Source organism: Streptomyces sp. Ru62, from assembly GCF_002920615.1.
GTDB lineage: Bacteria > Actinomycetota > Actinomycetes > Streptomycetales > Streptomycetaceae > Streptomyces.
Map to the genome: position 1 here is coordinate 61,646 of NZ_PQSU01000021.1, position 25,383 is coordinate 87,028.

Sequence of the window (25,383 nt, forward strand, 5' to 3'; positions counted from 1 at the left end):
CCTGCGCACGGGGAACAGCGGTGTCGCCGGCTGGAACACCGGGTCTGTCGGTTTCATTTCGACAGATAGGGCGACAAGCAGCTCTGGGCGACCATCCGACAGTTCCGTCTCCCACCTTCCGGGGCCGGTACGGCCCCGGCCCACCGAGGAAGTCCAGGGTGCTGATCGACATATTCGCGGCCCTCAGTCTGCTGCTGTTCATCATCAGTGTCATCGCCGACGCCAGACGCTTCGCGAACGCCGTGCTGCTCGGCATCTTCCTGACGCTGATGGCGGTGGGCCACGGGCGGGAGCTTCTGGTCCTTCACCACGCTCTGGACGGCACCTGGTTGGCCGGCCCCGTCCTGGAAGGGCTGGCCGTGCTGCTGGTCTGCTGCCTCCTGCTCGGCAACGGGGTGCGGATGGTACGCAAGGAGGGCAGCCGCCCGGGCAACCTGTTGACACTCGTCGCGGGTCTCGGGCTCCTGTCGCTCCTGCTGCTGACGGTGGTCGCGTACGTGGCCGAGCTGCGTTCTCTGGCCGCCGCCGTCGTCATCGCGGCGCTCGTCACCTACTACTTCGTCTCCCTCTTCGTCTGTTTCGGTGTCTACGGCTATGCCTACAGCCGCCTGGCCGGACCATCCGGCCTGGACTACATCGTGGTCCTCGGGTCCGGTCTGACCGGCGGTGACCGGGTGCCGCCGTTGCTCGCCGGCAGACTGAACCGTGCGCACGCGCTGTTCGAGGACGAGCTGGCCCGGGGCAGTAGGCCCGTTCTGATCGCGTCCGGCGGGCAGGGGCCGGACGAGGCCGTCCCCGAGGCGCATGCGATGGCGGACTATCTGGCCGCACGTGGCGTACCGGCCGAGAGCCTGCTGCGTGAGGCGAAGTCCGCCACCACCGAGGAGAACCTCCGCAACAGCAAGGCACTCATGGACGAGCGCGGCGGCGGCTACCGCTGCGCGATCGTGACCAACGACTTCCATGCCTTCCGGGCCGCGATGATCGCCCGGAGCCTGGGCATCGGCGCCCATGTCGTGGGCTCCCCCACGGCCTCCTACTTCCGGCTCAGCGCGACCATGCGGGAGTTCGCCGCCGTCATCCTGCATCACCGGTGGATCCACCTCACGGTCTGTCTGTTCCTGGTCCTCACCTGCTGGCTGATCCTCCTGTAACGGCACCGGTCCCCCGATGCCGGTGCCCCACGGGCGGTTGCGGTGCCCCGCCACGACACAGCCGCCCGTCGTCATGTCCTGCGCCCTGCCTACCCGCGCAACGGGCCGACCGGCGCCGAACGACCGCTTCCGCATCCCGTTCCGGCGTTCCACGTTCTTTGTGTTCCCGCAGGTGGGAGGCCATTTCGGCGTTCCAGCCGTCCCAGATGCGCGGTGGGCGGCACAGGTGGGACAACAGATGCCCCAGGCTTGGTCACATCGCAGCCGCAGCGCCGCCGACTTCACGCTTCACGGCGGACGGCCGGCCTCCGGCATCCACTTCCGACTCAGCCGGCGATGACCGCCGCGGGCATCCGCCGACGGGCGTCGACGGCGCCGGTGAGCGGACGTCCACCACCACGGGGAGAGATCATGAGCACCCAGCAGACGACTGTCCTGACCGCCGAGCGCACCGGTTCCCCGCTCCCGCGGTCCGGCACGCCGTACGCGGTCGCGGACGCCGAGCGATTCGTCCGCGAACTGTACGCCGAGCACGGAACGGATCTGCTGACCTACGCGGCCCGCCGCCTGGACAACGACTGGCACCGCGCCCAGGACCTGGTGCAGGAGACCGCCGTCAGGGCCTGGCGCCACGGCCCGTCGCTCACCCTCTCCGCGGACGGGATCCGGCCGTGGCTGTTCCGGGTGCTGCAGAACCTGGTGATCGACGACCACCGGGCGCGAGCCGTGCGCCCCAGGGCCCCTCATCAGCTGGACGACGTGGTCATCCCGGTCGCCGACGGCACGGACCGTGTGCTGACCGTCCAGTTGGTGCGGGAGGCGCTGGCGGACCTGACCGAACAGCAGCGCGAGATCCTGCACATCGTGTACTTCCGCGGTCTCGACGTGAACCACGCGTCGAACCTCCTGGGCGTCCCGCCGGGCACGGTGAAGTCGCGCACCTACAACGCGATGCGTGCGCTCAAGCGTGCCCTGGTCGCGCGCGGTGTCCTCGGCTGAAAGGCCCGGCCCCCTTCCCCACGGGCGTCGTGGAGTCGGGGGCAGCGGCCTTGCGGCCTCGTGTGTCTACGGCACGAGGACGACCTTGCCGACCACGGTGCCGGATTCCGCCAGCCGCACCGCTTCCCCGACCTCGGCGAGCGGGACGCGCGCGGCGACCTGGGGGACCAGCCGGCCGTCGGCGAGAAGGGCGAAGACCTGGGCCAGATCGGCGTGCAGCTTGGCCCGGAAGGTGCCGAGCCGGCGCCGCCCGGCCCAGATGTTGTAGAAGTGGGCGCCCTTGCCGTTGGGCAGCGCGTTCCAGAGCATCAGGCGGGCGAACAGCCTGAGGACCGGCGCCTTCGACGAGCCCTGGACGTCGCGGGTCGACGCGGTGCCGTAGGAGACGAGGGTGCCCTTGGCGGCGAGCAGGCGGTAGGAGGCGACGATGCCCTCACCGCCGACGTGGTCGAACACCGCGTCGTAACCCTGCGGAGCATGTACCCGCAGCCGGTTCTCCAGGTCGGGGTCGCGGTAGTCGACCGGAACCGCGCCCAGCGCCCGGACGGCTTCGTGGTGCTTGGCGGAGGCGGTCCCGACGACCCGGGCGCCGGCGATGCGGGCGAGCTGGACGAGCGTGGATCCGACGCCGCCGTTCGCGCCGTGCACGAGGACCGTCTGCCCGGGACGGACCTTCGCGAGGCGGTGGAGCATCTGCCAGGCGGTGATGCCGTTGACCACGAACGTCTCCGCCTCGGCGGAGTCGACGGACTCGGGCACCGCGCTCAGATCGCCCGCGTCGACGGTGACGTGGCTGGCCCAGGCCCCGGTCTTGGTCAGGACCGCGAAGCGCCGGCCCAGCACCTCGCCGGGGACGCCCTCGCCGACGTCGACGGCCCGTCCGACGAGGTCGTAGCCGGGAACGAAGGGGAACGGCGGCTGGTCGTAGTACTTGCCGCGGCGCATCTGTTGCTCGGCGAAGGAGATCCCGGCGGCCTCCATCGCCAGCACGACCTGTCCGGGGCCGGCCGGGCGGGCGGGCCGGGTGCGGACCTGGATGCCGTCCGGGTCGACGATGCCGGGCAGCACCGCTTCCGTGACGGTGGCGGTGGCGGTGGCGGTGGGGACGCTGGTGCGGGGGTCGTTCATGGAAGTACTCCTTGTCACGTGTGAGTCGATGCCACTGAATGAGTGGTTGAACACTCACTACGAAGGGCCAGAAAAGGCGGCCGCCGGATGGATTCATGCGGGGCCGCCCGTCGACAGACGTCAGTAGTGCGTGATCCCTGCGGTCAGCGTACGGGTCCAGGGCGCCGAGACGGCCTCGGCGTCGATGGAGACCAGCAGGTGGCAGAGCATGCCGACGGCGAAGAACTGCTGGACCTGCTCGTCGCTGCCCCCCGAGGCGCTTCGGACGTACTCGACGGTGCGGGCGTACCCCGCCCGCACCGCCTCCCTGATCGCGGGCTCCGAGACGGCGGCCGCCTGGGCGTGCAACTGGACCAGCATCAGGTCGTTGTCGCTGATCAAGCGGGCGTAGGCGTCTCCCATCGAGGCGAGGACCGCTTCGGGAGCACCGCTCCGCGCGCTCGCCGCGCCGTCTTCGAGAGCGGCGCGGACGCGGACGAAGCAGTGCTCCACGACCGCGATGAACAGCACCTCCTTGTTCGGGAAGAGCCGGTAGACGTACGCCTGCGAGATGCCGGCGGCCTTGGCCACCTCCGTGGTCGTGGTGCCGAAGTACCCCCGGGCCGCGAACGCCCCGATGGCCGTGCGCAGCACGGTCTCCCGGCGCTCTTCCGCTGTGGACAGTTGGCGGCGTTCCGTCTTCATGTGAGTACTCAATCACTCACTCACGGGGAAGTCAAGCGTCCGCGGTGTCGCCGCCGGGGCCGAGGAGGTCACGCAGACGTGTGGCCGCTTCCGCGATTCCGTTGTCCAGGTGGCGCCGGTACGTGCTGAAGGGCGTACCGAGACGCGCGGCGACCCCCCGTTGCGTGGTGGCTCGCCCGAAGTAGGTGGCGGTGAGGGCCTGGTGGTACTTGATCGTGGTGAGGTCGCCGCGCATCGACTCCACGACGCCCCGCGGTTGAACGAACGCGAGTCGGGGACGGCACCTCTGTCCGGAGACCCGAGCCACCAGTACCAGGAGGTGCGGAAGCCCTCCCGGTCCACGCTCGGCCCCTCAAGGACGATCCTGCACTGAGCGTCCTCGTACGCGTTGGCGGCGTGCAGCATCGACCCGGGCTCGCGTAGGGGATGCCGGACGTCTCCGTGTGGTCGAAGGTCACCGTTCCCTCGACGAAGACGACGTACCGCTCGGTGATGGCGAAGTCGTGCTTGAGGGACGCCGTGGCACCCGGCACCTCCTCGCTGTGGAACAGCTCGCCCTTCTCCGAGGAGACGTGGTAGGTCAGGTAGGGCGGGAACGGGACGAGCTGAAGAAGTGCCGTTCCCCCGAGACCGGGTCGTGCTCGGGGTGTGCCGTCATGACGTCGGTGAGCTTGCCGTCGAAGTCGTAGGCCCCCACGGTGCCAGCTCGCCGGTCAGCTCGAACGGGAGGTTGGACTCGCACAGGGCCAGCAGCCTCCCGGCGTGCTCGATGACGTGCGTGCCCGCGGTGCTCGCCGTCAGGTCGGGGCCGTTCTCGGTCAGGTACGGCGCGCCCTCCAGCGCCGGCGTCCGCACCCAGCGGTTGCGGTACCACTCCGCCCGGCCGTCCCGCAGGCGGATGCCGTGCACCATGCCGCTGCCCTTGAACCAGTGGGTGGGAGTGACTCCGGGCTTCGGGGTGTGGCCGTTGCGTATCAGCCGCCCGGACAGCTCAGGCGGCAGCTGCCCTTCCACGACGAGGTCGTGTGCGGTGATCTCATCCACGTGCGGGGTGTAGTGCCCCGAAAGATACGGCTTCATCATGGGGGTTCCTTCTCTTCTCGACCCGTTGCGGTGGACCGCTGGGACGTCACTGCGCAGCGCTGGCGGAGGTGTGTCCGGCTGGGACATCGGAAGACCGCGGCGTCCGGCGCCGCACTGAGCCGCGTTCGCCTTGGCTGGTTCCATGATGTGGTTCGGTGCACGTGCCGCCCAGCCTGGACCAGTGCTCACTGGTGCTCACTGGTGCTCACCGCGAAGATGCCGGTGAGGTGTCTGATCGTCGGGGAGGCTGAGGCTTCCCTTTCGCGCGTCCACCACAACTGCTGGGCGTCCGCTCGGCGTTGCGGACGGCAGACGGCGGACGCGGCAATCCCGTATGTGAGGCACGTCACTGGAAGTCGGACCGAGGAGCAGACAGCTCATAGAGGTGAGCATTGACATGCGTGCCCGACTACGGGCTGGGGAGCCGGCCGCGTTCGCCGAGTTGTTCGACCGTTACGCCCGCGGCGTGTACAACCACGCCTTCCGTCTGACCGCGGACTGGTCGACGGCCGAGGACGTCATGGCCACCACCTTCATGGAGGCGTGGCGGCTGCGCGACAGGATCGATGCCGAGGGTGACTCGCTGCGGCCGTGGCTGCTCGGCATCGCCACCAACACCGCACGCAACCAGATCCGCAGCAACCGGCGTTACCGGCGAGCGGCCCTCGCGACCGCGGCCGCCGAAACGAACGTGCCGGATCATGCGGACGGGGTGTCCGAGCAGATCGACGAGCAGCACGAGCTGGCCGTGGTCCTCCGGGCGCTCGCCACCCTGCGCAGACCCGAACGCGAGGTCATCGCGTTGTGCGTGGGGGAAGGGCTGGACTACGAGGCGGCGGCGAAAGCGCTCGGGATCCCCGTCGGGACGGTCGCCTCCCGGCTGTCACGGGCCCGCAGGAAACTGCGCACTCTGGCGGAAGCCGAGCTGGAACAGCACGGCATCGCCGCGGTGGACGGCTCGCGCGTGAAGAGTGACCCCCTTCGGGACGCGGCGGAGACGAGAAGTGCGGGGAGAGACGAAAAAGTGCGGAGCAGACGGGAAGCCGGGGTGGCCGGCCGACAGATACCAGGTGACCGCATCACCACCGCCCGGCCCGCACAGGAAGGAAACCGATGAGCGCGAACACGCCCCGGCAGAGCCCGGGCGCCCGGGAGGACGCCGCACAGCTCCTGTCCCGCACTGCGCGTGACCTGCCGACGGGCCGCCACGAGCATCACAAGGAGCGCCTGATGGCACACATCGAGCAGGCACAGCGCACCGGGGAAACCACCCCGAGCACCGCCGGGACGCGACGTCTCCGGCTGCCCCGCCCCGCGATCGCACTGCCCGCCCTGGCCGCCGCCGTGGCCGCGGCCGTCATCACCGGGACGGCGATGACCGACGGAGACGGAAGCGGGAACCGACCAGCCCGGCTCGCCACCGGACCCGCCCTCACCACCCGGATCGGCACCGCCAGCCCCGACGGAGTCACCCGACTGCTCGACCAGGCCTCCCTGACCACGGCACAGGACCAGCACCCCGCACTCAAGCCCGGCCAGTACGTCTACATCGAGTCCAAGACGGCCGACACCTTCGTGAAGACCGTCAACGGCAAGAGCAGCCTCGCCAGCCACGCCCTCCACGAGCGCCAGGTGTGGTACTCCCCCGATGGCACCAAGGGATGGCTGATCGACCCCGCCGTCAACGACAGCCCCGAAGGAGAAACCCTCAGCCTCCCCGACGAGCAGGGCAACACCCCCGTCGCCGGCCTGAACCACCCCTCCTACGACTACCTCACCAAGCTGCCCACCGACCCCGACACCCTTCTCTCCAAGATCTACAAGGAGACCAAGGGACAAGGAAACTCACCGGACCAGGAAGCGTTCACCACCATCGGCGACCTGCTCGGCGAGAGCTACCCCCCGGCCACCCTCACCAAGGCCCTGTTCAAGGCCGCGGCGAAGATCCCCGGCGTCGTCACCGTCAACGACGCCGTCGACGCGGCCGGCCGCCACGGCACCGCGATCGCCCGGCTCGACGAGAAGAGCGGCCAGCGGGACGAATGGATCTTCGACAAGAACACCCACGTCTTCCTCGGCCAGCGAACCGTGCAGGTGAGCGAGGCCACCGGCCCCGACGCCCTCATCAAGCCCGGAACCGTCCTCTTCACCAGCGCCATCACCCAGCGAGCCATCGTCAACGACATCAAGCAGACCCCGGCACAGGCCGGCTGACCCTCCCCCCGCGGGACACCCGCCCTCGCGTCGAACCGATCAGCCCGTGTGCCCGTTGAACGAGTGACGCACCGTCCATACCCCCGAGGGCGGTGCGCGGCGGGGGGTCCCGGCATACCTCTGGCGGGACCCCCACAGCTCCAGCTGACGGCATTTCGGGGGCGCTCAGACGCTGCACGGGTGAACGGCGGGAAGGTCAGGACGCCGTGCCCGCGGCGGCGCTGTCGCGCAGGAAGCCCGCGAACGTCTGGGCGGCGGGGGTGAGGACCCGGAAGGCCGAGGGATCCGCGGGAGCCGACGGGTCCGGCGCGAAGGCACCGGCCGGACCGGACCGTGCCCCGGTGCCCACGGCCGCGGACCCACCCACCACCACCCCGCCCAGCCGGTCCGGAGCCCGCACCCCGGACCGGCCGTTCCTCGCGATCAGAGCACCGGGTGCGGCAACCGGCGGCGCAGGCGTCGATCAGCGGCGCAGGCCGTCATTCAACGCCCTCCGGGCGGAGGACCAGTTCGAGCAGCCCCGGGAAGCGCGCGTCGAACTCCTCGCGGCGGAGCCTGTTGACCCGCTTGGCCCCCTCGTCGCGCTGCTCGACCAGGCCGGCGCCGCGCAGCACCGAGAAGTGGTGACTCTTGGCGGCCTTGCCGACGGGCACGTCGAAGCTGCCGCAGCTGCGTGTCCAGTCGGGAGAACCCGCCAGCTCACGGATGAGCCGGATGCGCACCGGGTCGGCGAGCGCGGACAGCGCGGTGAGGACGGACACGTCCTCGGGATCCGTGTGGACCGGCGCCGCACGATGACCGCCGCCCGCGACCTGGTTGGCCATGGCCCTCTTTCCGTCCTGCACAACACCGTGACACACCCCGCGGGGTGTCCCGGCCGCTTGCCGAGTGTTCGATGGATATCTTACAGTCCCAGTGTTCGCTTTTCATCGAACAGTCTTCCGCCGGCCATCCGAACAGTCGTCGAAGGGTGCGTTCCGCCCATGCGTGCAATCGAGTTCCAGGAGTACGGCGCCCCCGAGGTGCTGAAGATGGTGCAGACGGACCTCCCCGAGCCGGGACCGGGCCAGGTGAGCATCGACGCCGCTTATGCGGGCGTGAACTTCGCCGACCTCAAGGCCCGCGCCGAGGGCTACCGGGTGCGGTCGCTGCCCTTCCGCCCGGGCCTGGAGGTCTCCGGACGGATCCGGGCGGTCGGCCCCGGCGTCGAGGGGCTGCGCCCAGGGCAGGAGGTAGCCGCCCTCGTCGACAGCGGCGCCTACGCGGAGGTCGTCGTCGCCGAGACCGCCACCGTCTTCCCCCTCCCCCAGGGCCTGGATCTGCGCACCGCGGCCACGCTCCCCACCGTGGTGCCGACCGCGCACGCCCTTCTCCACGAGGTGGGGCGACTGCGTGCCGGGGAGAGCGTTCTCGTGCACGGCGCCGCGGGCGGCATCGGCACGGTCGCCGGGCAACTGGCCCGGGCGGCGGGCGCCGGCGCGGTGTACGGCGTGGTCTCGTCGACGGCCAAGGCAGCCCACGCCCTCAAGCACGGCTACGACGAGGTGTTCACCCCCGACACCTTCCCCGACGACGTCCGCCGCGCCACCGACGGCAGAGGCGTCGATCTGGTCCTCGACCCGGTCGGCGGCGACACACTCCGCCGCGGTCTCGACAGCCTCGCCGTCTTCGGACGCCTGGTCTCCTTCGGCAATGCGAGCGGAGAGGAGCCGTGGCAGGTCGGACAGCCCGAGCTCTACGCGCAGGGTCGTTCGGTCGGGGGCTTCTCCATCCTGACCCTCGCGCGGACGGCACCCGAGGCGCTGCGGACGCTCGCCGAACGGGCTTTCCGTACGGTCGCCGACGGCACCGTGAGCCTTCCGGTCACCGCGGAGTTCCCGCTGGCGGAGGCGGCGGAGGCCCACCGGCTGATGGGCGGGCGCGGGTCGACGGGCAAATTGCTGCTGCGGGTGGCCGACTGAACGGGGTCACCGTCGGCCACCGCCGGCACGGCACCTGAACCGGACACCGCGGAGCGGCCGTGAGACCCGGAGCGCGGCCTCCGCGACTCGGGGACCGACCAGGGGCCGGAGACGTGCGGTCGGCCGTTGAACTCCATGCCGGTCCGCAGCGACGACCAGCTGAGGCCGACCTGGCATTTCCGCGAGGTCAGATGACGGAAATGCACAAGCCGCTCACCCAGCGCAATAAGGCCATTGTTGGCACTGAACACATTTTCGGGGAAGTGGATCCGAAGGCAATTCGACGGGAGCGGTGTGGCCGAATTCCGCTACCTGGCCTCACGGTTGGATACGTGACGTTCCCCACACCGCGGAGGCTCGACACCGTCGTCCGGGTGTGCTGGCCACCCCCGGGCCGGGGTGTTTCCACGTGACCTTGCGTCCCGATTGATGGGAAGCTGCACTAATCCCGCCGCTGACGGGTTTTCAGTGTGTCCGCGACTGGTTCCACTGCGTGACGGACAGTCAACTCACCTAAGAGCGAAGGCGGCTGCGGGCGCCGACTAATCTCATCGCGACAACATCGCCGAGAACCCCGTGATCCGCGGCGTCACCCCTGCATGCCGGATACACGGACCCGAACAGCTCTGGAGAAACTCCCGCATGAACCGCAAGACTTTGGTGCTGCCGGCGGTGGCCGGCCTGCTCACCCCGGTTCTCGCCGCGTGCGGCGGATCCGTCAGCGGGAGCAAGAGCGGTGACGCCATCGTCGTCGGTACCACGGACCAGTTCACGGCCACCAAGGAAGCCCCGGCGCCCCTGGACCCCGCCTACACCTACGACACCAGCACCTGGAACCTCCTGCGTCCGACGGTGCAGACCCTCATGATCGTGCCCAAGGGCGAGGGCAGCCCGGTGCCGGAGGCCGCCGAGAACTGCTCCTTCACCGACAGCGGCAGTGAGCGTTACGTGTGCACGCTGCGGAAGGGGCTGAAGTTCGCCAACGGTGACGCGGTCACCGCCGCGGACGTCAAGTACTCCATCGAGCGGGTCCTGCGCATCAAGGCCGACACGGGCGTCTCCACGCTGCTGAACACCATCGACACCATCGAGACGCAGGGCGACCGCGAGGTCGTCTTCCACCTCAAGACGGCCGACGCCACCTTCCCGTACAAGCTGTCCACCCCGGTCGCCGGCATCCTCGACCCCAAGAACTACGCCGAGGACAAGCTGCGTGACGGCTTCGAGGTCGACGGGTCCGGCCCGTACACCCTCAAGGCCGCCGTCAAGGACAACACGATCACCAAGGTCACCTACGCCAAGAACCCCTCCTACAAGGGCAGTCTGGAGGTGAACAACGACAAGGTCGAGATCCGGGCCTTCCCCGACTCCGACGCCATGGGCGCCGCGATCGACAAGGGGGACATCGATGTCATGATCCGCACCATGTCGCCCGCGCAGATCCAGAAGCTGGACGCCGGCACCGACGAGAACGTCGACCTGGTCGACATGCCCGGCCTGGAGATCCGCTACCTGGGCTTCGACACCGACGCGCCCACCGTCAAGTCCAAGGCCGTGCGCCAGGCCATGGCCCAGGTCATCGACCGGGACGAGCTGGTCTCCAAGGTCTACGGCACCCAGGCCGAGCCGCTGTACTCGCTGGTCCCGGCCACCATCACGGGCCACTCCAACGCGTTCTTCAACAAGTACGGCAACCCCAGCGTCGACAAGGCCAAGTCGCTGCTCACCAAGGCCGGCGTCACCACGCCGGTGAAGCTGACCCTGCACTACACCACCGACCACTACGGCTCGGCCACCAAGCAGGAGTTCGAGGTGCTGCAGAAGCAGCTCAACGACAGCGGCCTGTTCGACGCGTCCATCGAGGGCCACCCCTGGAAGACCTTCCTGCCCGACGAGCTGAAGGGCAAGTACGACGTCTACGGCATGGGCTGGTTCCCGGACTTCGCGGACCCGGACAACTTCCTGGCGCCCTTCCTCGACAAGGACAACATCCTCGGCTCGCCGTACAACAACACCACCATCCAGCGCACGCTGATCCCGCAGTCCCGCCGCGAGGCCGACCGGCTCGCCGCGTCCAAGAGCCTGAACCAGATCCAGGACATCCTCGCCGACGACGTCCCGGTCCTGCCGCTGTGGCAGGGCAAGCAGTACGTCGCCGCCCGGGACGACGTCACCGGCGTGGCCTACGCCCTCAACTCCTCCTCGGTGCTCCAGCTGTGGGAGCTGGGCCGCGGTGTGAGCGGCTGACGCCGGCACTCGACACTCGACGCTCAACACCGGGCACCCGGCACCCGGCACCCGGCACCCGGCACCCGGCACTAGGTGAACACGCCCACTCGGAAGCCGGTCCTGTCCATCGTGGCGGGGCCGGCCTCCGGCCTACCGGGAGGCGCTCTACCGGCGGGCCGCCGAGATCAGTCCGCCGGGTCGCTCCTCGGGCCGTGGCGGGGAGCTGATCGGGCGGCCGTAGGCGGCGGCGCGCTCGCGCAGGGTGTGGCAGTCGGCCTCCCAGCCGTGGCCGGCCAGCCAGCCCACCGGGTCGTCGGGCATCTCCGAGACCCACATGGACGCCGCCGATCCCGGCGCGGCGTCCGCGCCGAACCGCTCGATCACGCCGCGCGAGCCCAATGTCAGGCCCAGCCGACTGCCTGGCGCCGACCGCGCGCTGATCCGGGCCATCAGCAGCTCCACCGCGTCCTCGGGGAGATAGATCAGGAGTCCTTCGGCGATCCACACGGTCGGCACGGCCGGGTCGTGCCCTGCGGCGGCCAGCGCGCCCGGCCAGTCCTCCCGCAGATCCACGGCGACGGTGATCCGCTCGCAGCGCGCGACGGCCCGCTCCTGGCGCAGCACCGAAGCCTTGAAGTCCAGTGGCGCGGCGGTGTCGACCTCGAACAGCCGGGTGCCCTCGGGCCAGTCCATCCGGTAGGCCCGGCTGTCCATGCCGGCGCCGAGCAGTACGACCTGCCGGACGCCGGACGCGGAGGCCTGTCGCAGCAGGTCGTCGAGGAACTTCGTCCTGATGACGATGGAGAACGACACGGCCGGCCGGCGGCGTCGGGCGGCCGCGTCATCGGGCAGCGGCGGCGAGGAGGGCCACAGGCCGCCGGCGGTGGCGAAGGCCCGTGCCAGTGGGTCGCAAAACAGCGCGTTCTCCCGCTCGGTCTCCAGCGCCCGCACCCTGGCCACCCCCACCGCCGTGGCCCACACTCCCGACGGCCGCACCCGCTGCTGCTCATCAGTCACCGCGCCAGCCTAGAGGATCGATTCCAAGGGGCCTGAGGAGAGAGCAGTCGGGCGATGCGGACACGTTCGCTGGGAGTGGCACAGGCCCGGTGGGTGCCGAGGAGTTCGACGGCGGCGTGTTGAAGGCGGCCCTGGTCCGGCGGGTACGCCCCTACTGAGCGGCCGGTGGCATCCGGACCACCGCGGTTCCTCCGTCCAGATCCACCGTGGTCCGGTGCGGTGGCGCCCCGTCCTCCTCGTCGTCGCGCAGCAACAGTGCCGACTGACGCTCCTTCAGCTCGTTCTGCTTGCCCGGCGAAAGACTCGCGTGGAGTTGCTCGAAGCCGGTCGCCGATATCTGGCCCTGACGTCCTGCGTTCCGCCACGGAAGGACCCCGGCCCTGCCCGCGCGCAACAGGAGCTGATCGACGAAGGCCAGCGCGGTCAGCAGGATGACCAGTCCTGGCAGGGTCATGAAGACGAGGAATGTCATGCCTCAGTATTCCTGCCGGGTGCCCCGCCGGTCCGGGGCTGTCGGCGGCGAGGAGTGGGGAGGCGTTCCCGGCGGCCCGGCAGTCGGCCTCGGCGCCGGCATCCCGTGCGGGGCCGTGGGGTCGGTCGAGGGGCCGGCCGGTGCGGGCGTCGGGGGAGCGTGTTCCGGCGCCCGCACCGGGCGGGGGTCAGGCGGTGGCGGCGGGCAGTTCGGCGATCAGCCGGGTGAGCTCGTCGAGCTCCGGTGCGCTCAGGTCGGTCAGGGGCGGGCGGACGGGGCCCGCGCTGTGACCGGTGGCGGTCATGCCGGCCTTGACGATGCTCACCGCGTAGCCGGGCTGCCGGTTGCGGATCTCGGTGTAGGGGAGCACGAAGCCGGTCAGCATGCGGGTGACGGCGTCGTGGCGGCGTTCGCGGACGGCGGTGTAGAAGTCGAGCGCGAAGTCGGGCAGGAAGTTGAAGATCGCCGAGGAGTAGGTGGTGACGCCGAGTTCCAGGTAGGGCAGGGCGAACGTCTCGGCGGTGGGCAGGCCGCCGATGTAGGTGAGGCGTTCGCCGAGGCGGGTGTAGATGCGGGTCATGGTGTCGATGTCGCCGACGCCGTCCTTGTAGCCGATGAGATTGGGGCAGGTCTCGGCGAGGCGGGCGATGGTGTCGGCCGAGTAGACGGCGTTGGCGCGGCTGTAGACGACGACACCGAGGGACGTGGAGCGGCAGACGGCTTCGACGTGGCGGGCCAGGCCCTCCTGGCCCGCCTCCGTGAGGTAGGGCGGGAAGAGGAGGATGCCGTCGGCGCCGGCCCGTTGGGCCGCGGCGGCGAACTCGGTGGCGGTGGTGGTGCCGTAGCCGGCCGGGGCGAGGATGGGGGTGTCGTCGGGGGCGCTGTCCGCGGCGGCGGCGACGACGCGCTCGACCTCGGTGGGGGTGAGGGAGAAGAACTCTCCGGTGCCTCCGGCCGCGAACAGGCCGCCGACGTCGTACTTGGCGAGCCGGACGATGTTCTCGCGGTAGGCGTCCTCGTCGAAGGACAGGTCGTCCCTGAAGTGGGTCACGGGGAAGGACAGCAGTCCGGAGCCGAGGCGGCTGCGCAGTTCTGCCGGGGTGTAGGACGTCATGGGTGTGCTGCTCCTGAGGGACACGGGGTCGGGTGGGGTGGGCCGCGGGGGTGCCGGCCGGAGGTGAACCGGCCGGCCGGGGACCGGGTGGTGCCGGCGCGGACAGCGCGGCTGTCCGTGACGCGTGCTGCCCGCGCCGGGACTGGGCGTCCGCCGCAGCCGGAACTCTGCGGCCGACAGGGAACCCGTCCGTCAGGGGCGGGAGCCCACTTCGTGCGAGTCGATCGTCCAGGCGCGGGCCTGGTCGCTGAGGGTGAAGCCGAGGCCGGGCCGGGAGGAGACGTACATGCGTCCGTCGCGGATCTCCAGGCGCTCGTTGAACAGCGGCTCCAGCCAGTCGAAGTGCTCCACCCACGGTTCGATGGGGTAGGCGGCGGCCAGGTGGAGGTGGATCTCCATGGCGAAGTGGGGGGCGAGCTGGAGCTGGTGGTGCTCGGCGAGGGCGGCGAGCTTGAGGAACTGGGTGATGCCGCCGATGCGGGGGGCGTCGGGCTGGATGACGTCGCAGGCGTTGTGGCGGATCAGCTCGACGTGTTCGGCGACGCTGGCCAGCATTTCGCCGGTGGCGACGGGGGTGTCCAGGGACGAGGCGAGCGCGGCGTGGCCGGCCGCGTCGTAGGCGTCGAGGGGTTCCTCGATCCAGACCAGGTTGAACTGTTCCATGGCGCGGCCCATGCGCTGGGCGGTGGGCCGGTCCCACTGCTGGTTGGCGTCGACCATGAGCGGCACGTCGTCGCCGATGTGTTCGCGTACGGCGGTGAGGCGGGCCAGGTCGTACGTGCCGTCCGGGTGTCCGACCTTGATCTTGATGCCGCCGATGCCGTTGCTCAGGGACGCGCCGGCATTGTCCAGGACCTGTTCGGTGGGGGTGTGCAGGAAGCCGCCGGAGGTGTTGTAGCAGCGCACCGAGTCGCGGTGGGCGCCGAGCAGCTTGGCCAGGGGCAGGCCGGCGCGCTTGGCCTTGAGGTCCCACAGGGCGACGTCGAAGGCCGCTACGGCCTGGGTGGCGAGGCCGCTGCGACCCACGGAGGCGCCCGCCCACACGAGCTTGGTCCAGATCTTCCCGATGTCGCTGGGATCCTCGCCGATCAGGTTGTCGGCGATCTCGCGGGCGTGCGCGAACTGGCCGGGGCCGCCGGCGCGCTTGGAGTAGCTGAAGCCGATGCCCTCGTGTCCCTGCTCGGTGACGATCTCGACGAAGAGGAAGGCCACTTCCGTCATCGGCTTCTGACGGCCGGTGAAGACCTTGGCGTCGCTGATCGGTGTGGCCAGCGGCAGCGTGATGGAGGACAGGCGCAGCCAGGCGATGCGGTCGAGGGTGGCTTCGCCTGCGGTGGGCCTGGCGTGCGCTGTCGTGTTCGTCGTGGTCACCACTTCGTGTCCCTGGGTTGGCGCGGGTTGGACAGGTGCGGGGTCGGATGAGGATGCGCGGCGGCCCGGCGTGCGGACGTGTGAGGGGGACGGTCGGCCGGGCGGGGGGAGGGCTGGTCCGCCCGCGTGCGGCCCGGAGAGTCCGGGGCTGCTACGGGCAGCGTCCGCAGGGGTGCTGTCTGCGGCGATCGATCGGGCCGTCGATCGGGCGGTCGCGGCGGTGCTGTGCCATGGTGCGTCTCTCCTGTGGCCTCTCCGCGCCGCCGCGGACGGGCGTAGGGGGCGAGGAGCGCCTGTGTCGGACAGGTCCGACGCTACGGTCGCGATCGATTCACGTCCAACATAAGTTTTGGATGTGGCGATACAAGGAGAGCATCGTTGTTCACATTGACGCAGCTGACGTGTTTCGTGGCCGTGGCGGAGGAACTGCACTTCACACGGGCCGCGGAGCGTCTGAGCATGACCCAGCCCCCGCTGAGCCGGCAGATCCAGCTCCTGGAGGGCGAGTTGGGGGTGAAGCTGCTGGACCGCACGAACCGGACCGTGCGGCTGACTCCGGCCGGCCGCTCCTTCCTCGCCGAAGCGCGCCGTATCGTGCGCCAGGCCGAGCACGCCGCCCTGGCGGTGCGGCGGGTCTCCACGGGAGAGGCGGGCTCGATCGCCATCGGGTTCACGGCCGCCAGTGCCTACTCCGCGCTCGGTGAGCTGCTGGAAAGCGCCCGCCGCGGTCTGCCGCGGGTGGAGATACTGCTGCACGAACTGGTCACCCGCGACCAGTTGGAAGCGCTCAGCGAGGGCTCGCTCGACCTCGGGCTCATCCGCCCGTCCGCGGTCGGCCCCGACCTGGCCGCGCGCACCGCGGTCCGGGAAGGGCTGGTGGCCGCGCTGCCCGCCGACCACGTCCTCGCCGCCGGCGAGGGGCCCATCGAGCTGTCGGCCTTCGACGGGCAGGACTTCCTGATGTACTCCCCGACAGAGGCCCGTTACTTCCACGAGCTGCTGCTCACCACCTTCCGCGGTGCGCAGGTGCGGCCGGTGTTCACCCAGTACCTCAGCCAGGTCCACAGCATCCTGGCCCTGGTCAACATCGGCTGGGGCATCGCCCTGGTTCCGGAGGCGGCGGCCGGGATGCGGCCCGCCGGAGTGGTGTACCGGCCGCTGCACCTGCCCGGTCATCCGCGGCCGGTCGAACTGGACTACGTGTGGCGCAAAAGCAATGACAACCCCGCGCTGCATGCGCTGTTGCGGCTCCTGTGACCGGGGCGCCCGCCTTCGTCAGCGCCTGTGCCGCCATGGCCGTGGTCAGCTACCTCGTCATCGTCCGGGACATCGAGCACGTCGAACTGCCGGAAGAGGCGCACGACCGGCCCAGCGCGACCTGACGGACGACGCTCACCGAGCGAACCCGCCACGCGAGCACGCGGCCTCCGGGAGCACTCGGCCCGGAGGCCGCACCTGCTCTTCGGGGGCTGCGGTTCCCACGGCTGGGCAGGCGTACGTTCCAGGGGTCCACGACGCGCCGAGGCAGCACCGTCTCGCCATCCGGGTCGTCTCTGGCTGCCGGCGGACCCGGCCGGGTAGGGTCCGCCCGTGAGACTCGCGATCTTCGACTTGGACGGCACGCTGGTCGACCGCACCAGTGCCGTCGCCGACGCCATAGCCACCCTCAGCCACGACCACGGCTACGGCCCGGAGATCGAGAGCTGGCTGCTGACCGAACTCGCCGACCGCGCCGAGCGGGCCGACTTCGACCGCCTGCGCGCCGCCTTTCCCATCGCCGAGAGCAGCGATCACCTCTGGCGTGTCTACATCGACCGCATGGCGTCCGCCGTCACGTGCCGTCCCGCCGTGCTCGACGCGCTCACCCGCCTCAAGGACGCCGGCTGGAGCATCGGGGTCGCCACCAACGGGGCCAGCGACATCCAACGTGCCAAGGTACGGGCCACCGGGCTCGCCGACCTGATCGACGGCATCGCCGCCTCCGGCGACATCGACGTACGCAAACCGGACCCGAGGCTGTTCGAGCTCGCGGCCGCCCGGTGCGGCACCCAGCTCACCCCCGGCGACTGGATGACCGGCGACGACCCCGAAACCGACATCACCGGTGGCTACAACGCCGGCCTGCGCACCATATGGGTCCGCGGTCGCACCTGGCCCGACGGACTCGACACCCCCCACCACACCGTCGACGACGTCATCGAGGCCGTCGACCACCTGCTCACGCACTCCCGGTGAGGACGGACCCGCCTGGGGAAGCCGACCGGCGCCGCTGGTCTTCGCGGCCGGCGGGTCCCCACGTCGTCCGCGACCGACGCGAGGTTTGCGAAACTCACCTGAACCGGGCACGCATCACCGCGATGACCCGGCGTCCGACCCGCGGGGACCCGCGCACGAGCCCGAGCGCATCACGGGTGTGGGCGCGGGACGCCGGCTGGTCCATGGCGGAGACCGGGCCGGCGGTGCGGCCGGCCACCTGGGCGGCGGCACCCCGCGCCGGCCGGACCGGGCCCCGACCGCCCACCGGTCCGTCGGTCGGCGGCGGACCGGCCTCGGTGGAGGCGCGCCCCTCCCCGGGGCGTACCCGGGACCGCAACAACCGGGCGGTCACCGTCGATGAGGCGATGTGGTCGACACCGGGGTGGGCGGACCGGAACTGGTGCCGACCACCTGCTCCTGGGCGGCCTCGTCTCGGCCTCCTCCGCTCTCGCGCTGCCGCGAGCGATGCCCCGCCCCGGCAGGTACCGGCCTGCATTCACTGCCGGCCCGGCCCCTCGGCAGCCGCGACCGAGACGAGGAAGCCCCGGCCGGGGTGCCGGCCGGGGCTGAACCCTCCGAAGGGTGTGATCGTGAAGGGCGGTCGCCTACACGGCGAGACGCTCTGCGGGGCTTCAGCCGAACGATCGTCCCCGCAGGCAATGGATGAGGCCCGGGGACACTGTCCCCTTCACCATCACGTCTCCCTCAACCACACCGGCCCGGCGAGCATTCCCGGTGCGGCAGGAGATGTCCCGTGCGGGCCGGCACGGTCGGGAAGGACCGCCGTGAACCGTCCCGCAACCGTCCCGCACCCGTCACGCGGCGGTCTTCGACGGACGGGTCCGTCCGAGTGCGGGTCACGCCGGTTCCAGCAGAACGGCCCGCAGCGTCCCGCTCACGATCGGCGCCCTCGGCAGCGAGAGCCCGAAGAACTCCGAGACGACGCCCAGCGCGGCCCGGTGGACCTCCCTCCGGTCCCGCTCCGGGTCCGGCAGACCGGCGGCCGTGAGCCGCTCCTGCAGTCGAGCGGCCGTAGCGGGCTCCCCTTCCACCTTCTCGTACCCCCATGATCCGTCCAGGTGCAGGTTGAAGGCGGCCAGCAGACGACCGTCGTGGAAACAGGCGAACTGGGGAGGCACCGGTTTGCCGTTCTCCTCCTCGTACTCCAGGAGGCAGACGTGCGCGCCGTCGCGCGAGACCGGTGTCATGGGCCCGAACTCGCCCTGCCAGCCGCCGTACGCGACCGCGTACGTCCAGACCCCCGCGGAGCCCAGCCGCAGCCCGACGTCGTACTGGTCGTCCATGAGCTCCAGCAGCGAGGAACCCGTGTGCTCCCCGACCGGCACCACGATGTGCTCCGTGTCGTACAGCAGGGTCGCCGCGAGACGCTCGGCGAGTTCGTCCGGGGAGAGTCCGCGGGCGAGTACCACGTGGTATCCCCCGAACGCGATGGACTGCCGGTCAGCGAGCCAGGTCATTCCGTCTGTCATGACCGTCATCCTGACCGCCGCCTCTGACAACGCATGCGGCGAGCCCGTGCCTCATGCACCCGTGGGCCTTGTGCTCCCGCCCAATTTCCCAGCGCTGCGGACTGCCAGGACGCGCCGGCGAATCAACGCCTCGGCGCGCGTCACAGGAGCTCGGCGAGCGGTTCGACGGTCTGCCAGTGCTTGAGGTACTCGACGGCCGCGTGCGGGTTCGTGTTCCGGTTCTTCACCAGCCGGGTGCGCTCCAGCACGGCGTCGTCGTCCGGGAACAGGGTCCGCAGCCGCAGCGTGGCGACGATGAAGTCATCGCGGTCGGCGACGTTCACCCAGCGCTTGACATGGCCTGGCGAGCGCAGTGGCTGTGGGCGCAGCCGCCGGCGGATGATGGAGCGCAGGCCGAGCGGGGAGCCGAAAGTGATCAGCAGCGGCAGCGGCTGTTCCAGCCGGTGCAGGGCCTCGTAGGCGACGACGGTGCCCAGGGAATGGGCGAGCACCGCCTTGGTGTCCGGGGTCACCCGGGACAGCACGGCCTCGATCGCGCCCTCGCGGACGGTCTCGTCGTTCAGGTACGCCGCCACCTGTCCGAGGTGGAACACGCCGGTGCTGCTGAGCGCGGCGAACCCGGAGCGGGCGACGGGGCCGAGCCGCCCGAGCATCGCGACGAACATCCGCAGCGGCTCGGTGGGACCCTGCTCGGCGCCGACATCGGCGCGCAGTTCGTCCAGGGCGCGGGCGGCTTCGGCACGGGCCGCCGGATCGGAGGCGTGTTGCTGGATGTTGTCGATGATGTCTGCGGCGACGTCCTCGCCCGTCGCCGCCATCGGGGCGGACAGCGGCACGTCCCAGTCGTCCCGCGGCACGTACGGCGCGTACAGGTGGCGGTAGTGCGCCATGGCCGCTGTGACGGAACCGTCCTCCAGGCGGGCGGCCTGCTCGGCACGGCCGTTGTCCCGCAGGGTCCGTGCCAGCGCGCGCATCCAGTCGCCGTGCAGTTGTACCTCGGTCTCCTCCTCGGGACCGATGCCGTGCACCATGACCAGCTCAGCCATGTGTCTCCGTTCGACCGGCGCCGTGCCGTGCACGTGCGCGTCCGTTCCGTCCGTCCGTCCGTCCGTCCGTCCGTCCGTCGCCAAGACGCGCGGCGGCGGGCAGAAAGTTCCTCGTCGGTGGAGTCCCTTCCCAACACCTCGGCATTCCATGGTGAGTTGACCGGCCCCTGCCCGATAATGCCCGCGTGACGGATGAGCGCAGAGCGTTGGTGATCGCCTCCCACTGGGACGCCCGAGAGGAGAAGCCGCAGAGTCGGCTGGATCTGCTGGAGGCGTACGCGGCGGAGTTGAGGGAGCTCTTGCTGGATCCGCTGCGCGGTGACTGCGAACCGGCGTCCGGCGACGGCCTGTTGATGAACCCGCAGACGGTGGACGAGGTGACCTCGGTGCTGGCCGAGGCGTTCGAGGAGGCGTCGGCCGCCGGAGTGCCCCTGGTGCTGGGCTTCCTCGGGCACGGCCACGTCGTCCGTGAGGGCGAGTTCCTCTTTCCGGTCCGCTCCACCCCTGACGCGCCCGGTCCCGAGACCGCCTTCGACCTCCCCTCCGGGCTGGGCGAGCTGGTGCGTCGCCACGGTGGCGTCCGTGAGCTGACAGTCGTCATCGACGCGTGTCTGTCGGGGTATGCGGGGCTCTTCGCCACGCAGAGGTGGTTCAAACCCGCCATGCAGACCGGGCGGAGGATCGAACTGCTGACGTCCTCGGACGGCCGGGTTTCCTACGGACTTCAGTTCTCGGGGGCTCTGAACCGGCTCGTCCGGCAGGGGGACATCCGTCTCGAACAGATCCTGCGCACCCGGTCGGTACGGCAGGCGGTGGAGGCCCGCCTGACGCGGCAGGTGCCGCAGGCCACCTCGTACGACGGCGGCGGGGGCGCTCCGGAGTCCCCCCACGACGCCTGGCTCGCCCGCAACGTGGCGTACCAGCGGGAGCTGAGTGTGCTGGCGGGGTCGGTCGACGCAGGGGTGCTCATGCCGCCGCTGCGGTATTTCCAGCCGCCCGTGGAACTGGGGGAGTTCGTCCGGGCGGTCCGCCGGAACCGGCTGGTCGCCGTGCTGGGCACCATGGGCACCGGGAAGTCCACGCTCGCCTCGGCGCTGTGCCGCGCGGAGCTGTTGCCGCCGGAGGAGGCGGACCGTGCCCCGGCCATCTGCGGGCTCGTCCGCCTGGACACCACCCGCTGGACCGCCGGCTCGGTGTGGTCGCTCTTGTCCGACCAGCTGAAGAAGTACCTCCCCGGGTTCGCCGATGCGAAGAAGGCGTACGACTCCCGTGTGCCGGAGAGCCGGCGGACGCTGCTGCCGCGCGCGGTGGCCGAGATCGGCGGGCCGCTCGGGCAGATGGAGCCGTGCGATCCGGTGCGCGTGATCGTGGACGGACTCGATCAGGTCGACGCTCCGCACCGCCCTGGGCTCGTCCGTGAACTGGCCGCTTTGGCCGATGCGGCGCCGGAGTGGTTCGGCGTGGTCGCGACGGTCCGGGACGGGGTGCCGCTGCCCGATGACTGGCACCGGGCGCCGGTCCCCGCGCCCCGGGAGGAGCAGCTGCGGGCCTACCTGCGCACGGCCCAGCACGCGTCCGGGCGGACACAGAACGCCATCCTCCAGCAGGCGGACGGGAACTGGCAGGTCACCCGGGTGCTGGGCGAGAGCGGCCCCCTGGCCCGGACCGGCCGGGTGTCCTTCACCGAGATGTACCGGGAGACGCTGCTCACCAAGAGGGCGCAGGTCCAGGGCGGGCGCGGCGGCTGGCTCGACACCGTCCTGGTCGTGGCTGCCGCCGCCGGGCCGAGCCCCACGCTGCCCCGTCCCCTGCTCGCGCGGGCCTCCGCTGAGCTGGGCGGTCCCGTGGACGAGGCGGCACTGGATCAGGTACTGGACCTGGTGCCGGGGCTGGTGGTGCGCTCACCGCACCCGACAGGAACCGAGTTGTTCGGCGTGCACCACCCTTCCCTGATCGAGTACGTGCGGGAGGAGGAGGATCTGGTGGCCGGCCATGCGGCCCTGTGCCGGGTGCTTGAGATCATGGCCCCCATGGATCATCATGCGCCCGAGGACCCCCTGCACGCCTACGCCGAGCAGGCGGAGCCGGAACACCTGTGGCAGGCGGCCGTGAACGAACCGGCGTTGTACGACCGGCTGCTGGAATGTCTGGAGCAGCGTCCGGCGGCCGAGGCGACGGTCAACCGGGCCCGGTGGGCGGCCTGGGCGGACCGGCTGGCGGAGCGCCCCGGCCCCGACTCACCGGTCACCCTGCATGCGCGGGAGCGGGCCGCCTACTGGACGGGCAAGGCGGGGGCCTACGGCCGCAGCCGCGAGCTGTACCGCGATCTGCTGGAGGACCAGCGCCGCGTGCTCGGCGATGACGATCCCCGGGTGCTCGAGGTCCGGTACCGCATCGCGTACGCGACCGGCGAGATCGGGGACTTCGCCGACGCGGTACGACTGCACCAGGACGTACTCGACGACCAGATCCGGGTGTTCGGCGCCGACGACCCCCGCACCCTGAAGAACCGCCACGACATCGCGTACTGGACGGGCCGGGGCGGGGACATGGCGCGGGGCCTGGGACTGCACGAGGAACTGCTGGAGGACCAGCGCCGCGTGCTCGCGCCGACGGACCAGGCAGTACTGGAGAGCCGCCACTACATCGCGTACTGGCACGGAATGCTGGGCCAGTACGACACGGCGCTGGCGCTGCACGAGGAGCTGCTGCGGGACCGGATCGCCGTGTTCGGCGAGGACCACGCACAGGTGCTCTTCAGCCGCTTCAACATCTACAAGTTCCTCGGTGAGTCCGGGCGGCGGCAGGAAGCACTCGACGGCTTCCGCGCGCTGCTGCCGGACGTGCGGCGCATCCGCGGCGAGGACCACCCCAACACGCTGCTCGCGCGGCTCAACATCGCCCGTTACACCTGGGAACTGGGCGACCCGGCGGGCTCCCTGGCGCTGCACGAGGCACTGTTGGAGGACCAGCGGAAGGCGCTCGGTGACACCCATCCCGCCGTGCTCATCACCCGTTTCAACATGGCCATGCTCAAGTCCGAGCTGGGCGACCCGGCCGTCGCGCTCGCCGAACTGGACGCTCTGCTGGAGGAGCGGCTGGCCCGCTACGGCAACCCGCTCCATCCCGAGGTCATCAGGACCCGGTTCGGGCGGGCCCAGGTCGTCGCGCGGCAGGGGGACGTCCAGGGCGCCGCGGCGCTGCTGCGGGAGGTCCGCGACGACCGCGCCCGGGTGCTCGGCGAGAGCCACCCGGACACGCTGGCCGCACAGGCGGAACTGGACCGGTTGTCGGCCACGGGTCTGTGAGACGGTGCGGAGTGCCCCGGCGCACACGGTCGGGCCCTGAACCAGCCGGGCCCGGACGCCGCCGCGCCCGTGGGGTGCGGATCACGCCAGGTCCAAGGGCAACACACGTCGTCGCCCCCCTCACCGCGGCGGCGCACTCCCGTCGCCCGCCCGGGTGTCGTGCGGCTGTGGGTCGTGGGTCCAGGAGGCGAGGATGCGCAGCGCGGCGTGGGAGGGGCTGCCGGTTTCGGCGGTCAGGACCATGAGGCGCTGTCCGGAGCCGTCGGGGTCGGTCCAGGTGTCGCAGTCGAGGGTGAGGTCACCGACGAGGGGGTGACGGTAGCGCTTGGTGCCATGACTGGCGCTGCTGACGCGGTGCTCCGCCCACCAGGTGCGGAAGTCGGGGTCCTGGGCGGTCAGTTCGCCGACGAGAGTGGCGAGGTCGGTGTCGTCCGGGCCGGCCGCGGCCTCCATGCGCAGGGCGGCGACGGCGTCACGGGCGTCGTGCTCCCAGTCCTGGTGCATGCCGCGGATCGTGGGGTCGGTGAACAGCAGGCGCAGGTAGTTGCGCCGGTCGGCCGGGACGGCGGCGAAGTCGGTGTAGAGGGCCGTGGCTGCCTGGTTCCAGGCGAGGATGTCCAGGCGCCTGCCGAGGATCAGCGCGGGGGTGTCGCGGAGTTGGCCGAGCAGGCGTCGCATGGCGGGCCGTACCTGCTGGGCGGGCCGGGGGCGAGCGGCCCGTGCGTCGCTGCGGCCGGCCACCTCGTACAGGTATCGCTGCTGGTCGTCATCGAGGCGCAGGGCTCGGGCGAGGGTGGCGAGCACGGGGGCGGAGGCGCGTACCCGCCCCTGTTCGAGCCGGGTGTAGTAGTCGACGCTGATCGCGGCGAGCCGGGCGGCCTCCTCCCGGCGCAGTCCCGCGACGCGGCGGGCGGAGCCCGCCTCGGGCAGGCCGCACTGCTGTGGCGTGAGCTGTGCCCGACGGGCTCTGAGGAAGGTGCCGAGTGCGCGGGGGTCCACGTGTGAGGCCATGCCATCCGCTTTCGTGGCGCACACCTGGAAGGTGTGTCGGCGGGGATCGGGGTGGTGTCGACATGCGTCACCGTCTTGACTGGTGATGAGCCTGTCATTCACTCAGTCACCTGTCAAGGCTGTGAAGAGGTGGTCGAACTGGTGTTCTGAGGTTGTCGGCATCCACGGCGGTCCGGGCGGAGGTGTGGTCCGTCACCACCTTGACCGGTGACGGGCGGGACTGCCATGCTTGCGTCACCTCCTAGACCGGTGATGCATTGGCGTCCTGGTCAGGAGGTGCACGCCGAAGACCCATCGATCCAGATCGGAAGTCCCAGCCATGGCAGTCAGCTACACCGCCGTTGTCGACGTCGACGGAGAGGGCCGCAACGGCGGCCGCGTCCAGTCCTCCGACGGCCTGCTGGAGACCAGCCTCGCCCTGCCGAAGGAGCTGGGCGGCGCCGGTACCGCGACCAACCCCGAGCAGCTCTTCGCCGCCGGCTGGGCCGCCTGCTTCCTCGGCGCCCTCCGCCGCGCCGCCACCCTGCGGAAGATCCGGCTGACCAGCACCACGATCACGGCCGAGATCACCCTCACCCACGGCGACGAGGGGGAGTTCTCCCTCTCCGCGGTCCTCGCCCCGGTCCTCGGCGGCGTGGACCAGGCCACCGCCGAGGAACTCGCGCACGCCGCCCACCAGATCTGCCCGTACTCCAAGGCGACGCGCGACAACATCCCCGTCACCATCAACGCCACCGCCGCCTGACGCGCCCCTGCCCGACCGCGGGTCCCGTGCCCTTCCCGCACGGGACCCGCCCGGCGTCGCCACCATCGGCCCGGTCAACCCGGGCGGTGCGCCCGCTCCCC

The 25,383-nt window shown here is 70.9% G+C and carries 24 protein-coding genes; 11 read left to right on the forward strand and 13 right to left on the reverse strand.

Annotation, left to right across the window (positions count from 1 at the left end):
• Positions 1-158: 158 nt before the first annotated feature.
• Positions 159-1,154, forward strand: coding sequence for a YdcF family protein (locus C3492_RS27110; protein WP_103814928.1), 996 nt, complete (start codon positions 159-161; stop codon positions 1,152-1,154).
• Positions 1,155-1,565: 411 nt separating this feature from the next.
• Positions 1,566-2,153, forward strand: a complete 588-nt coding sequence (locus C3492_RS27115; protein WP_181140572.1) for a sigma-70 family RNA polymerase sigma factor — start codon at positions 1,566-1,568, stop codon at positions 2,151-2,153.
• A gap of 66 nt (positions 2,154-2,219) precedes the next feature.
• Here C3492_RS27115 and C3492_RS27120 read toward each other — a convergent pair whose 3' ends face one another.
• The 4 genes from C3492_RS27120 to C3492_RS46070 all read right to left on the reverse strand — a co-directional run bounded on the left by C3492_RS27120 (position 2,220) and on the right by C3492_RS46070 (position 5,048).
• On the reverse strand, positions 2,220-3,281 hold the full coding sequence (locus C3492_RS27120) for a medium chain dehydrogenase/reductase family protein (RefSeq protein ID WP_103814932.1): 1,062 nt from the start codon (positions 3,279-3,281) through the stop codon (positions 2,220-2,222).
• 120 nt (positions 3,282-3,401) lie between these two features.
• On the reverse strand, positions 3,402-3,965 hold the full coding sequence (locus C3492_RS27125) for a TetR/AcrR family transcriptional regulator (protein WP_103814934.1): 564 nt from the start codon (positions 3,963-3,965) through the stop codon (positions 3,402-3,404).
• 31 nt (positions 3,966-3,996) lie between these two features.
• On the reverse strand, positions 3,997-4,200 hold the full coding sequence (locus C3492_RS46065; RefSeq protein ID WP_181140580.1) for a hypothetical protein: 204 nt from the start codon (positions 4,198-4,200) through the stop codon (positions 3,997-3,999).
• A gap of 419 nt (positions 4,201-4,619) precedes the next feature.
• A complete protein-coding gene (locus C3492_RS46070; RefSeq protein WP_258055909.1) occupies positions 4,620-5,048 on the reverse strand; it encodes a carotenoid oxygenase family protein in 429 nt (142 codons plus the stop codon).
• Positions 5,049-5,445: 397 nt separating this feature from the next.
• Here C3492_RS46070 and C3492_RS27135 point away from each other — a divergent pair, with 397 nt between their 5' ends.
• Positions 5,446-6,165, forward strand: a complete 720-nt coding sequence (locus tag C3492_RS27135; RefSeq protein ID WP_103814936.1) for an RNA polymerase sigma factor — start codon at positions 5,446-5,448, stop codon at positions 6,163-6,165.
• Positions 6,162-7,262 carry a CU044_5270 family protein gene (locus C3492_RS27140; RefSeq protein ID WP_103814937.1) on the forward strand — a complete coding sequence of 367 codons (1,101 nt, stop codon included), beginning with the start codon at positions 6,162-6,164 and terminating at the stop codon, positions 7,260-7,262. Before C3492_RS27135 ends, C3492_RS27140 begins: the two co-directional genes overlap by 4 nt.
• Positions 7,263-7,458: 196 nt before the next feature.
• On the opposite strand, the gene C3492_RS27145 is transcribed toward C3492_RS27140, so the two are convergent.
• Positions 7,459-7,662 (reverse strand): hypothetical protein, encoded by a 204-nt coding sequence (locus tag C3492_RS27145; protein ID WP_103814938.1) that lies wholly within the window; start codon positions 7,660-7,662, stop codon positions 7,459-7,461.
• Between the two features lie 79 nt (positions 7,663-7,741).
• Positions 7,742-8,086, reverse strand: coding sequence for a helix-turn-helix transcriptional regulator (locus C3492_RS27150; protein WP_103814939.1), 345 nt, complete (start codon positions 8,084-8,086; stop codon positions 7,742-7,744).
• Positions 8,087-8,245: 159 nt separating this feature from the next.
• On the opposite strand from C3492_RS27150, the gene C3492_RS27155 reads away from it, so the two are divergent.
• Both C3492_RS27155 and C3492_RS27160 read left to right on the forward strand, forming a co-directional pair.
• A complete protein-coding gene (locus C3492_RS27155; protein WP_103814940.1) occupies positions 8,246-9,223 on the forward strand; it encodes a zinc-binding dehydrogenase in 978 nt (325 codons plus the stop codon).
• 642 nt (positions 9,224-9,865) lie between these two features.
• On the forward strand, positions 9,866-11,470 hold the full coding sequence (locus C3492_RS27160; RefSeq protein ID WP_103814942.1) for an ABC transporter substrate-binding protein: 1,605 nt from the start codon (positions 9,866-9,868) through the stop codon (positions 11,468-11,470).
• 147 nt (positions 11,471-11,617) lie between these two features.
• On the opposite strand, the gene C3492_RS27165 is transcribed toward C3492_RS27160, so the two are convergent.
• From C3492_RS27165 to C3492_RS27180, 4 genes are all read right to left on the reverse strand, one after another.
• Positions 11,618-12,469, reverse strand: coding sequence for a class I SAM-dependent methyltransferase (locus C3492_RS27165; RefSeq protein WP_103814944.1), 852 nt, complete (start codon positions 12,467-12,469; stop codon positions 11,618-11,620).
• Between the two features lie 151 nt (positions 12,470-12,620).
• Positions 12,621-12,941: a DUF6191 domain-containing protein gene (locus C3492_RS27170; RefSeq protein ID WP_103814946.1), complete on the reverse strand. Its 321-nt coding sequence runs from the start codon at positions 12,939-12,941 to the stop codon at positions 12,621-12,623.
• 187 nt (positions 12,942-13,128) lie between these two features.
• Positions 13,129-14,055, reverse strand: a complete 927-nt coding sequence (gene kdgD, locus C3492_RS27175) for a 5-dehydro-4-deoxyglucarate dehydratase (RefSeq protein ID WP_103814948.1) — start codon at positions 14,053-14,055, stop codon at positions 13,129-13,131.
• Between the two features lie 192 nt (positions 14,056-14,247).
• A complete protein-coding gene (locus C3492_RS27180) occupies positions 14,248-15,429 on the reverse strand; it encodes a mandelate racemase/muconate lactonizing enzyme family protein (protein ID WP_103814949.1) in 1,182 nt (393 codons plus the stop codon).
• 375 nt (positions 15,430-15,804) lie between these two features.
• On the opposite strand from C3492_RS27180, the gene C3492_RS27185 reads away from it, so the two are divergent.
• From C3492_RS27185 to C3492_RS27190, 3 genes are all read left to right on the forward strand, one after another.
• Positions 15,805-16,683, forward strand: coding sequence for a LysR substrate-binding domain-containing protein (locus C3492_RS27185; RefSeq protein WP_103814951.1), 879 nt, complete (start codon positions 15,805-15,807; stop codon positions 16,681-16,683).
• On the forward strand, positions 16,680-16,808 hold the full coding sequence (locus C3492_RS46075; RefSeq protein ID WP_258055910.1) for a hypothetical protein: 129 nt from the start codon (positions 16,680-16,682) through the stop codon (positions 16,806-16,808). Before C3492_RS27185 ends, C3492_RS46075 begins: the two co-directional genes overlap by 4 nt.
• Positions 16,809-17,016: 208 nt before the next feature.
• Positions 17,017-17,661 (forward strand): HAD family hydrolase, encoded by a 645-nt coding sequence (locus C3492_RS27190; RefSeq protein WP_103814953.1) that lies wholly within the window; start codon positions 17,017-17,019, stop codon positions 17,659-17,661.
• A gap of 878 nt (positions 17,662-18,539) precedes the next feature.
• On the opposite strand, the gene C3492_RS27200 is transcribed toward C3492_RS27190, so the two are convergent.
• A complete protein-coding gene (locus tag C3492_RS27200; protein WP_146075724.1) occupies positions 18,540-19,172 on the reverse strand; it encodes a DUF6461 domain-containing protein in 633 nt (210 codons plus the stop codon).
• Between the two features lie 140 nt (positions 19,173-19,312).
• On the reverse strand, positions 19,313-20,218 hold the full coding sequence (locus tag C3492_RS27205; protein WP_146075725.1) for a hypothetical protein: 906 nt from the start codon (positions 20,216-20,218) through the stop codon (positions 19,313-19,315).
• A 185-nt stretch (positions 20,219-20,403) separates the two neighbouring features.
• Between C3492_RS27205 and C3492_RS27210 the strand changes: the two genes are divergently transcribed.
• Complete coding sequence (locus C3492_RS27210; protein WP_146075726.1) at positions 20,404-23,526, forward strand: tetratricopeptide repeat protein; 3,123 nt, start codon at positions 20,404-20,406, stop codon at positions 23,524-23,526.
• Between the two features lie 120 nt (positions 23,527-23,646).
• Here C3492_RS27210 and C3492_RS27215 read toward each other — a convergent pair whose 3' ends face one another.
• The gene (locus C3492_RS27215; RefSeq protein WP_103814961.1) at positions 23,647-24,537 is read right to left on the reverse strand and encodes a helix-turn-helix domain-containing protein; all 891 of its coding nucleotides are present in this window, start codon (positions 24,535-24,537) and stop codon (positions 23,647-23,649) included.
• A gap of 319 nt (positions 24,538-24,856) precedes the next feature.
• On the opposite strand from C3492_RS27215, the gene C3492_RS27220 reads away from it, so the two are divergent.
• Positions 24,857-25,282, forward strand: a complete 426-nt coding sequence (locus C3492_RS27220) for an organic hydroperoxide resistance protein (protein WP_103814963.1) — start codon at positions 24,857-24,859, stop codon at positions 25,280-25,282.
• Positions 25,283-25,383: the final 101 nt, after the last annotated feature.

Excerpts from the sequence above, each read along its gene's own strand:
- C3492_RS27200 (WP_146075724.1), bottom strand. The coding sequence starts at position 19,172 with ATGACAGACGGAATGACCTGGCTCGCTGACCGGCAGTCCATCGCGTTC.
- C3492_RS27215 (WP_103814961.1), bottom strand. The coding sequence starts at position 24,537 with ATGGCCTCACACGTGGACCCCCGCGCACTCGGCACCTTCCTCAGAGCC.
- C3492_RS27220 (WP_103814963.1), top strand. The coding sequence starts at position 24,857 with ATGGCAGTCAGCTACACCGCCGTTGTCGACGTCGACGGAGAGGGCCGC.
- C3492_RS46070 (WP_258055909.1), bottom strand. The coding sequence starts at position 5,048 with ATGATGAAGCCGTATCTTTCGGGGCACTACACCCCGCACGTGGATGAG.
- C3492_RS27140 (WP_103814937.1), top strand. The coding sequence starts at position 6,162 with ATGAGCGCGAACACGCCCCGGCAGAGCCCGGGCGCCCGGGAGGACGCC.
- C3492_RS27125 (WP_103814934.1), bottom strand. The coding sequence starts at position 3,965 with ATGAAGACGGAACGCCGCCAACTGTCCACAGCGGAAGAGCGCCGGGAG.
- C3492_RS27135 (WP_103814936.1), top strand. The coding sequence starts at position 5,446 with ATGCGTGCCCGACTACGGGCTGGGGAGCCGGCCGCGTTCGCCGAGTTG.
- kdgD (WP_103814948.1), bottom strand. The coding sequence starts at position 14,055 with ATGACGTCCTACACCCCGGCAGAACTGCGCAGCCGCCTCGGCTCCGGA.
- C3492_RS46065 (WP_181140580.1), bottom strand. The coding sequence starts at position 4,200 with ATGCGCGGCGACCTCACCACGATCAAGTACCACCAGGCCCTCACCGCC.
- C3492_RS27155 (WP_103814940.1), top strand. The coding sequence starts at position 8,246 with ATGCGTGCAATCGAGTTCCAGGAGTACGGCGCCCCCGAGGTGCTGAAG.
- C3492_RS27115 (WP_181140572.1), top strand. The coding sequence starts at position 1,566 with ATGAGCACCCAGCAGACGACTGTCCTGACCGCCGAGCGCACCGGTTCC.
- C3492_RS27150 (WP_103814939.1), bottom strand. The coding sequence starts at position 8,086 with ATGGCCAACCAGGTCGCGGGCGGCGGTCATCGTGCGGCGCCGGTCCAC.
- C3492_RS27205 (WP_146075725.1), bottom strand. The coding sequence starts at position 20,218 with ATGGCTGAGCTGGTCATGGTGCACGGCATCGGTCCCGAGGAGGAGACC.
- C3492_RS27120 (WP_103814932.1), bottom strand. The coding sequence starts at position 3,281 with ATGAACGACCCCCGCACCAGCGTCCCCACCGCCACCGCCACCGCCACC.
- C3492_RS27160 (WP_103814942.1), top strand. The coding sequence starts at position 9,866 with ATGAACCGCAAGACTTTGGTGCTGCCGGCGGTGGCCGGCCTGCTCACC.
- C3492_RS27170 (WP_103814946.1), bottom strand. The coding sequence starts at position 12,941 with ATGACATTCCTCGTCTTCATGACCCTGCCAGGACTGGTCATCCTGCTG.